Source organism: uncultured Legionella sp., assembly GCF_937871865.1.
GTDB lineage: Bacteria > Pseudomonadota > Gammaproteobacteria > Legionellales > Legionellaceae > Legionella.
The window spans coordinates 1-11,950 of record NZ_CALMPD010000088.1 but is presented as its reverse complement, the minus strand read 5'-3'; the positions used below and the strand labels follow the sequence as shown (position 1 = coordinate 11,950).

Sequence of the window (11,950 nt, the reverse complement as noted above, 5' to 3'; positions counted from 1 at the left end):
ATGGCTTGAATTTAGTACGATCATTAATGCAAAAAATGAAGCTGATCTTGGTATTGGTTTTTTTGGTTTCTTTTTGTTCCTGGGCGCATGATGAGTCACATTCCGCAGATGAGCCAGAGAAAGGCGCGCATGGAGGTAGACTCTTTAAGCAAGACTCATTGTCTCTTGAGTTGGCAATGTTTGAACGGGCAATGCCCCCACATTTTCGTGCCTATCTTTATGAGAATGGTGCGCCAAGGTCTCCCGAAAACGTCAGCTTAACTATTCAATTGAAGCGATTTACTGGAGCAATAGAAACCATCTCTTTTATACCCGTTGAATCGTTTTTGCAAAGTGAGCAAGTGATTCGTGAACCGCATTCTTTTGATGTCACTATTACTTTAAAAGATAAAGGGAAAACGTTTACCTGGAACTATTCTACTTACGAAGGGCGCTTGAAAATAATGCCAGCCCTATTAAAAGCTGCACATATTGAAACTACTGTGGCCAAGGATGCATTACTTAAAAAGCAGTTGAAGGTTGTTGGAAAGATAACGCCCAATCGCGACACGTTGGCACCTGTTTATCCACGTTATTCAGGAATTATTAAGTTGCTGGGCAAAAGTCTGGGAGAAAAGGTTTCTAAAGGCGAAGTGTTAGTTACTATTGAGAGCAATGAAAGCTTACAAAATTACAATATCCTTGCTCCTATTAATGGCACGGTCATTCAAAAATACGCGACTACCGGTGAGCTTGCTAAAGGGGATAAGCCTATTTATGAAATTGCTAATCTGGATAATGTCTGGGCTGATTTAACGTTGTATCGTAAAGATGCTGCTTTGGTGAGACAAGGCATGGAGGTAGTGGTGACCGGAGATGAAGGTAAGCCGCAAACGGCCAGCACGATTTCTTATATCTCTCCCTTAGGTATTGAAGACAGCCAGACGGCACTGGCGAGGACGATACTTCCTAATACGGGTGGTGTTTGGATGCCAGGAATGTATGTGAATGCAGCAATAATCATTAAGGAGTTGACAGTGCCGGTTGCTGTGCCTTATTCCGCATTGCAAAGAATATTTAACCAAGACGTGGTCTTTGTGCAGCAAGGGGATTTTTTTGAGGCAGTGCCAGTTGTTTTGGGAGAGCATGATGAACAATGGGTGGAAATAAAATCTGGCTTGGAGCCTGGTCAACGTTATGTTTCGAAAAACAGTTTCTTTCTTAAAGCTGAATTGGGTAAAGACAGTGCTGGTCACGAACATTAAGGAACCATAATGCTTGAGAGAATTATTCATTTTTCCTTGAAACACAGATGGTTTGTCTTATTGTTTACGCTGATTATAGCCGGTCTTGGTGTGTACAACTTTCAGCGCCTTCCTATCGATGCTGTTCCAGATATAACCAACGTCCAGGTGCAAATCAATACCCAAGCCTTGGGATATTCTCCCTTTGAAGTGGAGCAGAGAGTGACGTTTCCCATTGAAGTGGCAATGAGTGGCATGCCCTCTTTGGACTATACGCGCTCTTTATCTCGTTATGGTTTATCGCAAGTTACTGTTGTTTTTAAAGACGATACCAACATATTTTTTGCCCGACAGTTAATTAATGAACGATTACAGGAAGTTAAAAACAAGCTTCCACCAGAAGTTGAGCCGTCGTTGGGTCCTATTTCCACGGGCCTTGGTGAGATTTTTATGTACACGGTGAGCAATAAGCCTAATCGTGCCTCTTCTCAACGTTACAGCCTTACTGAGCTGCGTACAATTCAGGACTGGGTTATTAAACCGCAACTACGTACTGTCACCGGAGTTGCTGAGGTCAATACTATTGGTGGATTTGAAAAACAGATTCATATCAAACCTGATCCTATGAAGCTGGTTCGTTATAATCTTAGTCTTAATGATTTGACCAATGCTCTGGAGCGTAATAATGCCAATGTGGGGGCGGGATATATTGAACGCAACGGTGAGCAATATCTGATTCGTGTACCAGGACAGGTTAAAAATATTGGCGATATTGAACAGATAGTCATTGCCAGTTTTGAGGGAACACCCATTCGGATCATTAATGTTGCAGAAGTTCAATTAGGTGAGGAATTAAGGACTGGAGCTGCCACTGAAAATGGTAATGAAGTGGTGCTGGGCACGGTTTTTATGTTGATGGGGGAGAACAGTCGTACTGTTTCCCAGCGAGTGGCTCAACAGCTGAAAATGATTAATAAATCATTACCGGAAGGGGTTGAAGCACAGCCGGTGTACAATAGAACCATGTTGGTTAATGCCACCATTAATACAGTAAAAAATAATTTACTGGAAGGGGCATTATTAGTTTGTATTATTTTATTTCTTTTTTTAGGCAATGTACGGGCAGCTTTGATTACCGCGATGGTTATTCCTTTATCCATGCTGTTAACCATTACCGGCATGGTCAATAATAAAATCAGCGCTAATTTGATGAGCCTGGGGGCTCTTGATTTTGGTTTGATAGTCGATGGGGCTGTAATTATCGTTGAAAATTGCATCAAGCATTTAGGGGAAAAGCAACTGGAATTGCAACGCATTCTGAATTTGGATGAGCGTCTTGAAGTGATTGCCAACGCCACGACAGAAGTAATTCGTCCCAGTATTTTTGGTGTGTTTATTATAACAGTAGTGTATCTGCCTATTTTGACGTTAACCGGTGTTGAGGGAAAAATGTTTTTGCCTATGGCTGAAACTGTAATTATAGCGCTGTTGGCCTCAATGCTCTTCGCTCTTACTTTCGTGCCTGCCGCAATTGCTATTTTCTTGCGAGGGAAAGTTCAAGAGAAAGAGAATCTGTTGGTGCATTATCTGACTATCGGCTATGAGTATGTATTACTTATTTGTTTTAATGCACGAAAAAAAGTGATTGCTTCTGCTGTGGCCTTAGTTGCGGTTAGTTTAATGCTGGCTTTTCATTTGGGAGGGGAATTTATTCCAAGCCTTGATGAAGGGGATATTGCCATGCATGCGATGCGTATACCTGGTACTAGCCTTACTCAGTCGATAACCATGCAGCATTTGGTGGAGGAGAGAATCAGCCAATTCCCTGAAGTGAAACGAGTTTTTTCTAAAATTGGTACCGCTGAAATTGCTACTGATCCCATGCCTCCCAATGTTGCAGATACGTTCATCATGCTGAAATCGCGGAAGGCTTGGCCTAATCCTAAAAAAACAAAACAGGAACTGGTGCAGGAAATGGAAACGGCATTGAAGCAGATTCCAGGTAATAATTATGAATTTACCCAGCCCATACAAATGCGTTTTAATGAATTAATCTCTGGGGTTCGTAGTGATATTGCGGTGAAAATTTTCGGTGATGATACTGACGTCTTACAGGAAACTGCGAAGGTCATCAGTACCCAATTAGAAGACATTCCCGGGGCTGCAGATGTAAAAATAGAACAAGTATCAGGGCTGCCGCTTATTACGGTAGAGATTAATCGAGGAGCTTTATCTCGTTATGGATTACAAGTAGCTGATGTGCAAGATGCGATTGCAGTGGCAATAGGGGGCAAAAAAAGTGGCGAGATCTTTGAAGGAGATAAACGCTTTGATTTAATCGTTCGTCTTCCTGAAGCCTTACGAACTGCTCCTGATGTGTTGCGTTGGATACTTATTCCCTTACCCATTGCAAAAGATGGTGAACGCCACTTTATTCCTCTGAGCGAAGTGGCAACTCTAATTCGTAGTGAGAGCCCTAATCAGATAAGTCGTGAAAATGGAAAACGGCGAATTGTAGTGAGTGCAAACGTTCGACATCGTGATTTAAATTCTTTTGTGAGCGAGGCTAAAGCCAATATTGAACGTAATGTGAATGTGCCCAATGGCTATTGGATTGGCTGGGGCGGGCAGTTCGAACAATTGGAATCTGCATCGCAACGATTACAGGTGGTTGTTCCGGTTACATTGATGGCTATTTTTCTGCTGCTGTTTATGAGTTTTGGCAGCATAAAAGAAGCGCTGCTGGTGTGTACCGGCATTCCCTTGGCATTAACAGGGGGCGTGTTTGCGTTATGGTTGCGGGGCATTCCTTTGTCTATTTCAGCAGGAGTTGGATTTATTGCGCTTTCTGGAATAGCGGTGTTGAATGGTTTGGTCATGATTACCTTTATTAATAATTTATTAAAACAGAAACACTATCCTTTGCGAGACGCTGTATTGCAGGGGTCAATTGCTCGTTTGCGTCCGGTGTTGATGACCGCTCTAGTTGCTTCTTTGGGCTTTGTACCCATGGCTTTGGCTACTGGAACAGGTTCTGAAGTACAACGACCCTTAGCTACGGTAGTTATTGGCGGAGTTATCTCTTCTACTTTTCTCACCTTATTGGTGTTGCCGGGGCTGTATTATATATTCCATCATGTTCGAAAAAATTAAAAGTAAGTGTTCCGCCCTATTGTTGAAACGGTCATATTTGAGTGTATATCGGCCTATACACCCTGAGCTGCTCTTTGTTTTCTTGCTTTATGAAAAATGCTTGTTTGTGCCCAGACACTTTAATGACAGAATCCTGTAATTCATTTATTTTATTAATGGACTGTGTAGGAAAAGAGTCAATAATGGTTAATTTTCCAAGATTCCAATTGATTAAACCGACGGTACATACGGACACTATAATATTCATTATATTGTTTAATAGCCTTTTAATACCCCGATGATGCGCTAACTCACTGTTGAGCGCGGTTTTAACAAATGGAGTACACGAGTTAGCAAAAGACTGTATGTCTGCCTGCCTGGAATTCTCTGTGCCTGAAGAAATAAATTTATTCATACTGTCACGCAATTTTTTATAAAGTCCCTTGGCTAATTCGCTTTCAGCTGTAAATCCTCTTTGTTTGAGGTCCTTAGCTTTTTCTTTAATTGCCTTCAAATTCGTTTCAAATCCAGTCAGGAACAATATATTTTTTCTTGTCGCTCCTTCGGAGGGATTTTGGGGGGGTATAAGTTGCAGTTCTGGGTTTGTACGATGAATAGTCTCAGTTGGTGTATCATTAGACGAAGGGAGTATCAATGCAAGTTCAAGATCTTCATCTTCTTTGTTTGTATCAGGAACATTGTCTTTTGAGTTGGCAGGCGGAGTATTTTCTTCTGAGGCGGCTTTATCGGGGGGAAACGCAACAAGCTCCTGGCGAAGGGGATTTAGTTGCACTAATGATACCCAGTGAACGTTATCCATATTATTTAAAATCATAACGGGATCTGGCATACTCCCTAGAGTGTTATCTACTGCCTTGTGCCCATTTCGATACAACACCAGAGGTATTTCTACATCCCAGGTGGTATCAATTCGAGTAGTTTCTGGATTGCGGGTCATTTTTTCGCCTGTTACCGCACGATGTAAGGCCATCATCGTTTCTTCTGAGCCCCATACAAAATTTGTATTAAGCATCTTTATGTATTTGTTAAGATAAGCTTCATCATTTTCTAAAAAAAATACGACGGTTTTTTCCCTGATGATAGTATTTAAAATCTGGCTTCTTTGAAAAATAAGATTTTCATCTGATTGATCAATAAGCGTTTCAAGTTTGTTGTTCCATCGGTGTTGAAAATCCTGGAGAAGGGTGTTGATTTGTTTTGTAGCGAACTCTTCCATTCCAGGGCGGATATTGGGAACATTATATATTTCTGCAGTAGTATAATCTCGATCGGTAAAATCGCTGCTAAGAAGCATTGCTAAAGACGGATCTTTTTCGAACAGCAATCGTGCAAATTCGTATTCAATTCCATAATTCGCAGAAGTGAATATTGGGGAATCATCAGGTTTTTTTAAAAATTCATCCCGTGTTCGAGCAGCTCCCAGTGCTCTGGCGGCCGGTCCAAATATAGGTTCTATAATGTCTTTGATTTCTGTTAAACTAAAATCCTGCTCTTTTTTTAAAAGAGCGGAAAGCGCTTCTTGTTCTTCTGAATTTAATCCCAGGTTTTCAAATACTATTTGAGTAGTGTGATTGTCTTTTTTAGCCTGCAAGAAATACATCAAGGAAATGCCGTATGCATAATACATGCAATTACCTAATCCACTATTATCTACTTTAGACTTTGTCATACCTTGGTACTCTTTTAGAGAATCATCGGGTACTATGCTTCCAGCAGCCTTTCAGTCCATAACTTATTGAAAGGTTACTAAATTTTTTTGATTATTTTTCTGCCCCTTCGTCACTAAAAGTGATTAAACAGATGGTTTCAAAAAGAAAATCAATCAAAACCAGCACAATGATTAAAAAAAAATATTATTGACTAATTTTAGCGCTTTTGGGTGTTATATACAAGAGGAGCCATGTTCTACGAATATTGATACCTTAGCATAATGAACTGTCGCTTAACATTTCGTTATGCCGATTATTGCAGTGACTCAATTAGAGGCTTTTATTCATCATATGTCCTCGAGAGTGCATCAAATCGGGATCTTGCTGGGTTAGTTCAGGAAAAAAGTCCAGCTGCCAAATAGTTTTAGGTTTTATGTTTAATAATTCATTGAATGCTTTAATTAATTGTTCATCCGTTTTTTTATAATTATCAATTATTGGGTATGTTTCAGCATCCTTGCGATGTGGTTCGAAAGCTGCTGTAAGTTTTTCAAAATAAGAGACTGTTACGAAATCAGCGCGTTGAGCAATACGTTGGCTTGTGTGATCCCGTTCGCAACGGATGTAAATAAAATGCAGATCACTAAATTGCTCCCGAAATAAATGCCTGTCTGTTTCACGTAACATGGCTTGAGATACAATAATAAACTCATTATTTTGTTCTAATAATTTCATTTTTTCAATTATTGTTGAAGCCAATTCCGTGGTCATTGTTCGTGAGAATGCTTGTTCGTTGCGAACAGCCAGTTTCATTTCTTCTGTTAATGCTTCATCAGCATCCCAATAACAGGCTCCTAGCTCTTTTTGAAGGAGCTGGCCTATGTAAGTTTTTCCTACTCCTGGTAAACCAAATAAAAAGACAATCATAGAAATCCTTTTCTCTAACTGCGTTTGGCCCCATGTTGTGGGGGGTAGATATGAAAATCCTAGCCCTCAGAAGAGCAAATGTAAAGAGCGTTATAAGATCTTATTTCAGCTATTCTGGTTTTAATTCAAGACAGTTGCTACGCCTGTTTTCACGTGAACTTAAAAAAGATAAAGATATTTTTGTATTCTCTATTGAACCCTGGATGCAGAATAAGTTATTAATCAATCTGGACTCTAAAAAGGCTAACTTGATTGAATGGCGCTCAGAAAAAGGACTATATTATGTACAATGGTAAACAGCAAGAAAATAAACCTAAACAAACGCCTCAATCTAAATCTGATGACTTTCAAAATCGGGCACTGGCCGCTCGTTTTGTTTTGAATGAGCAGGCAGATAGATCTTATTACCTTAGAAATACCATACATGAGGTCAGTAGTTTTATTTCAACCCGTGTAAGTGAGCTTTATAATTCCTTGGCGATGACTTTTTCCTTGGATGCAGTTGATTTCACCAGTTTCAAAAAATACATCTGGCCTGTTATTTCTTCTGGTGCTGCGTTGGTCATTGGAGAATATGTTATGGATGGGCTTAGTGAATATCAAACAGGTATTCCTGAGTATGATTTTATTTATAAATTCTTTTTTGGTGCTGCAATATTAGGTTATTGTGCGATGAATCGAATTACCGAAACAGAGTTCAAGAGTACTGCCGGGCTTTCTGCTGCTGTAGCCAGTGAAGTTGTTGCTATAACTTATTTGTACAGCTCCGTGTTTAGCGGGACTCGAATGTTGGTAGATGGCTCATTGTCAGATGGGTACTCTTTTGTTGCCAGTTTAGGTACCAGCGCTTTGGTTGTGCCCAGTGGTGTTGCCTTTTTAAGCCAACAAATACAGGATCTATTGGTCAGATATCAATACAGTAAAGGAGCGCAACGTTCTGATACCGCAGTGATATCCAGTGGACTGACTCCATTATCCAATTTATATTTTCAGCTAAATCATTTTCTGGCGTCTGAATTAATGTCCAGCTCACGCATTTTTCAGTTAGGGTTAATTTCACATAATATCCTTCATGCAGAACGCATCGTACAAAAATTTAGAAATCTTCCTGCTTTATTAGCTGATTTAACTCCATCTACAATTAAAAAATTGTTGCAACAGCAAGACAAACTAAAAAACGATTATGAATACAATAATACCTTACATAAAGTCTTACGATTTACCTCTGAAGGTGCGGTGTTTGTTGACATTCCCAGATATCGTTTAAGAACAGGAGATTTGGTTCATTGTGATGACAGCTTGGATCTTACCTCCGTTCCCTTATCTGGAGAGTTGGTGGCCCTGGAGCGAAATTCCGAAGGTCAATTTCTTAATAGTCTGGTGCAGAGAAAATTCAGTGTGAATCTGAAAGCTCAAAATGGTGAGGACGTATGGATTGAGCATTTATCCAAGCAAGGCTTTGGTAGTACTTACAATAAAGTAGATTTACATGCGATTCGTGATGGAAAGCAGGCCGGTGTACTGGCTGGTGATAAATTAAATCTTTATGGCAACGATGACGTGTTCATTCAGATTATGCCGGAAAAAGAGTTGTTATTAAGTGGTGGCTATGAGAAAAAATCAATAATCAATGAGATTATTGCGGAGCGCAAGCAACGCAGTGTATTACATTCAATTCTTGCATCAATCATTATGGCTGGCTTTTTACAACGCGACATTACCGCATTACCCGCTGAATCAATGCGGCTTATGTTTACTCTGTTCCAAACCATGATTCCATTTTCTGAGGCTTTTTTAAGAGATGCGGTGAACAGTAGGTTAATGAAAAAGCTGAACAAGAATATGGAGGGTAAACCTTTTGAAACCATTGATGCGCTTAGAGTGGTTGATTTATGCAATGCTTTAGGTGGTTATTATCACGACAGACTTCCTAATGGTGTTGCCATTATTTCTGATAAAACAGGGACTTTAACCACGAATAAAATGGATGTTCTGGGCTTATGGACCAGAGATATGCCCGGAAAGGTTCAGCACAGTTTAAAAGAGCATAAGGGATTAATGCTCCCTGATGAGCGGATGCAAATGGAATCTTTTGAAGTATTCGCAAGCGCTTATACCAATAATAAAAAGGAGTTGGAGCCAGAAGAATTTTCTTTGCTGGAATTATACAAGGCTCTTGTAAAAAACGAGCAGTGTTTGCAGGTGAGTATTCAAGGTAATAACCACTTTCTAAAAACTCTGGCTGTTGCTGGTCAGGAAAAGGAAATTGAAACGTTTCATTTAGGTTTATATCGTACTTTTGGTGGGCGGTTGACCTTGGTGCATGACAATAAAAGTCATTATCTGGTCTTTTGTGGTGTGCCTAAGCAAGAGGCATTTAAAGATACTCCTCTCTTACAGACTTATTCAGAAATGCAAAGTCGAACAGGAGTGCTGTCTCGTGATTGGTGCATTGCCCGCGCACCAGTTTCGGTACAGGAGTTTGATATTTTAAAGGGCTTATTTGATGAGGATAACAAAAAGGAGATTGAGTCTTTTCTTCTTTCCAATCCTAATCTATTGAAGGATTTAACGCATTACGTGACCTTTATTATTGATAACCCGGTGAAAAAAGGGGCTGAGCATTTTATTGAACAATGCCGGAGCATTAATGTACCAGTGTTTGTTGCTACGGGAGATACCACAAAAGCCGCCGAAAATATTGCCCGAGTCCTATGTCCTGCCTATGCCAAAAAAATGATTTCCATTCGAGCAGATAAGACAGATAGTTTTGATAGTGATGCACTAAGTGAAGAGCGTATTCCTTCTGATGCAACGGTTATTTTCTCGGGAATTAATCCCGAGGTTCTCGCCAGTTTTAAACAGTTATTACTGCGAGAAAAGGAGGTGCGCCCAGTTATTATTTTTGCCGAAATGAGCACTGAAGGCAAAGGAGTGCTGGCTCAATTTCTGAAGGATAATCAGTTTTTCGTCGTTGCAAATGGGGATGGTACCAATGATGTAATGATGATGAAGAACTCGGATGTTGTGATTGCTCATTATTCCGATGATAATACTTTTGCTCCTGGAGTGGGGGCATTATCCAATATCAGTGATGAACAAGTACGTCACCTTTTTGGTTCTCAAAAATCCTTTTATGAATTATTTGATATCAATCTTCCTACCAGCCTGTTTGTTCAGCGATTTACCCCTCTGGCTAATACGCAAGAAAAACCGAGTATGGCTCTGGCACTTAAAAGTGGAAAAATGACTTTTGATTTAGCTCGTGCCATTGGGGTGCCGGATGTTAAAGAAATGTACCAACAGCATTGGTTTAGTGTTGGTTTTGATTTGATGTGGCTATGGGTTGCATTTTATGAAATTAATCAAAGCAGCGATTTACCCATGGACAATCAAAACATCAGTGCATCGCAATTTATTACTCGTTCCATGGGGATAGTAATGATGATTGGCGCGCTACAAGCGCTGGCTAATTATGCCTGGGCTGAAGAATCGACCAATTTAACGAGCATGCTTTTTACGCTAGCTCTTTTACCAATCGTGCTGAAAAGTGTGTTTTCCGGATTTAGGATGGTACAAGACAGGATTTATCCAGAGCCTGAGATACAGGAGGTTGAAGAAGCTGATGTGCCGCAGGCTAGAGGATCAATTACCGGATATATTGGGTCATTATTCAGGCCTGCACGATCGAATACCAATCAAATGCAGACATCATCAATAACGAATGCTCCTGAGTTAAGTTAAACAAAAAGTAAGTGGCCCGGATTAGGCAAAGCCGTAATCCGGGGATGAGTATGAAACGTGTGGAATCAGGATAAATTCTTCTTTGCAAAAATATTCATCGCCTCAACCAGAAAGGTTACTAAATCAGGATGGTAGTTCGCATAAAACGCTTTAAAGTCCTGGTGATCAAGATACATTTGTCCCAAGCCAATATAAGTATCATGATTTGGTGTCCACATATTGTTCACCCAGGCATAATGTCTGTGGATTAAATTTTGTACTGTCTCCGAATCCGGAGCTAAATGTTGCATTAACGCGGCAACCAATGCTTTATTTAAATCATCTCCCTCCTGCTTAAATATATCCCACTCCTGTTTTTTCCAGTGTTGTACCTTATTCCAGCTGTCCTCAATTTCTTGTTGGGTCAAAGTGCCTTTATTTATAAGATATTGCTCATGTTCCTGTTGTTTCGCAGGATCAAAGCCTTCATACAGTTCAATGTCTCGCATTATTAGTGTTCCTTTAATATGGGAAATGGTTTTGTCAATGGTCTTGAGCAATTGTTCTGTTCGTTCAAGATTTGATTGTAAAATGGATCTATGAGCCTTTAATGATTCGATTTTATCAAATTCATTGCTGTTCATAATTCGCTGTATGTCATTCAGAGGAAAACCCAATTCACGGAAAAACAATATTTGTTGCAGTATCAATAATTGTTCTTCTTGGTAATAACGATATTGATTGGCTCCATAGTAAGCAGGCTTTAGTAAACCGATTTCATCATAAAAACGAAGAGTGCGGGTACTGACACCTGAAAGCTGAGCCAATTGTTTTACTGTGTAGTGCATGATGTTCCTCATTCTGACTGTTCACCGCGTCACCGACTTGTATTCTGAGCCGTTGATCTTTTGGTTATTTTGAACCCTTGAGGCAAACGATCGCTCTGCCAATAACCCTCGGTGTTTACACAAGATAAAGGATTACGTAACGTTAAAGTCAATGCTTTAATGTTATTAAATTTAGGTTATCTATAGCTATTTATCCTCCGCAAAGAATAATCAAAAGAAAAGAGAGTTGTTATGATTAATAACATTTTGAGCAACAGAAAGAGTATTAAATAATCAATTGACTATTTATTGCACATATAATATATTGCGTGTCATTTTATGTAACGAGCTGATTCTAAATCCAATCAGCCAGGCACCGCGATCTGTTTCTTTCTATGGACAGAAGGAGCATTGGTACTTCCACATTTTATTCATGAAACAGATTGGT

General features: G+C 39.8%; 7 protein-coding genes. 4 read left to right on the top strand and 3 right to left on the bottom strand.

Annotated elements, in window-relative coordinates:
- Positions 1-5 precede the first annotated feature (5 nt).
- Positions 6-1,244, top strand: a complete 1,239-nt coding sequence (locus tag Q0495_RS05250) for an efflux RND transporter periplasmic adaptor subunit (protein WP_298623859.1) — start codon at positions 6-8, stop codon at positions 1,242-1,244.
- A gap of 9 nt (positions 1,245-1,253) precedes the next feature.
- Entirely contained in the window at positions 1,254-4,376 is a 3,123-nt protein-coding gene (locus Q0495_RS05245; protein WP_298623856.1) for a CusA/CzcA family heavy metal efflux RND transporter, read from the top strand.
- Positions 4,377-4,407: 31 nt separating this feature from the next.
- Here Q0495_RS05245 and Q0495_RS05240 read toward each other — a convergent pair whose 3' ends face one another.
- Both Q0495_RS05240 and Q0495_RS05235 read right to left on the bottom strand, forming a co-directional pair.
- The gene (locus tag Q0495_RS05240) at positions 4,408-6,045 is read right to left on the bottom strand and encodes a hypothetical protein (protein WP_298623853.1); all 1,638 of its coding nucleotides are present in this window, start codon (positions 6,043-6,045) and stop codon (positions 4,408-4,410) included.
- Positions 6,046-6,355: 310 nt separating this feature from the next.
- Positions 6,356-6,952 (bottom strand): AAA family ATPase, encoded by a 597-nt coding sequence (locus tag Q0495_RS05235; RefSeq protein WP_298623850.1) that lies wholly within the window; start codon positions 6,950-6,952, stop codon positions 6,356-6,358.
- Positions 6,953-7,002: 50 nt separating this feature from the next.
- On the opposite strand from Q0495_RS05235, the gene Q0495_RS05230 reads away from it, so the two are divergent.
- Together Q0495_RS05230 and Q0495_RS05225 are read left to right on the top strand one after the other, a co-directional pair.
- Positions 7,003-7,248 (top strand): hypothetical protein, encoded by a 246-nt coding sequence (locus tag Q0495_RS05230; protein WP_298623847.1) that lies wholly within the window; start codon positions 7,003-7,005, stop codon positions 7,246-7,248.
- A complete protein-coding gene (locus tag Q0495_RS05225) occupies positions 7,235-10,696 on the top strand; it encodes an HAD family hydrolase (protein ID WP_298623845.1) in 3,462 nt (1,153 codons plus the stop codon). Before Q0495_RS05230 ends, Q0495_RS05225 begins: the two co-directional genes overlap by 14 nt.
- A 65-nt stretch (positions 10,697-10,761) precedes the next feature.
- Here Q0495_RS05225 and Q0495_RS05220 read toward each other — a convergent pair whose 3' ends face one another.
- Positions 10,762-11,523 (bottom strand): MerR family transcriptional regulator, encoded by a 762-nt coding sequence (locus Q0495_RS05220; protein WP_298623844.1) that lies wholly within the window; start codon positions 11,521-11,523, stop codon positions 10,762-10,764.
- Positions 11,524-11,950 lie beyond the last annotated feature (427 nt).

Excerpts from the sequence above, each read along its gene's own strand:
- Q0495_RS05245 (WP_298623856.1), top strand. The coding sequence starts at position 1,254 with ATGCTTGAGAGAATTATTCATTTTTCCTTGAAACACAGATGGTTTGTC.
- Q0495_RS05240 (WP_298623853.1), bottom strand. The coding sequence starts at position 6,045 with ATGACAAAGTCTAAAGTAGATAATAGTGGATTAGGTAATTGCATGTAT.
- Q0495_RS05235 (WP_298623850.1), bottom strand. The coding sequence starts at position 6,952 with ATGATTGTCTTTTTATTTGGTTTACCAGGAGTAGGAAAAACTTACATA.
- Q0495_RS05230 (WP_298623847.1), top strand. The coding sequence starts at position 7,003 with ATGAAAATCCTAGCCCTCAGAAGAGCAAATGTAAAGAGCGTTATAAGA.
- Q0495_RS05225 (WP_298623845.1), top strand. The coding sequence starts at position 7,235 with ATGTACAATGGTAAACAGCAAGAAAATAAACCTAAACAAACGCCTCAA.
- Q0495_RS05220 (WP_298623844.1), bottom strand. The coding sequence starts at position 11,523 with ATGCACTACACAGTAAAACAATTGGCTCAGCTTTCAGGTGTCAGTACC.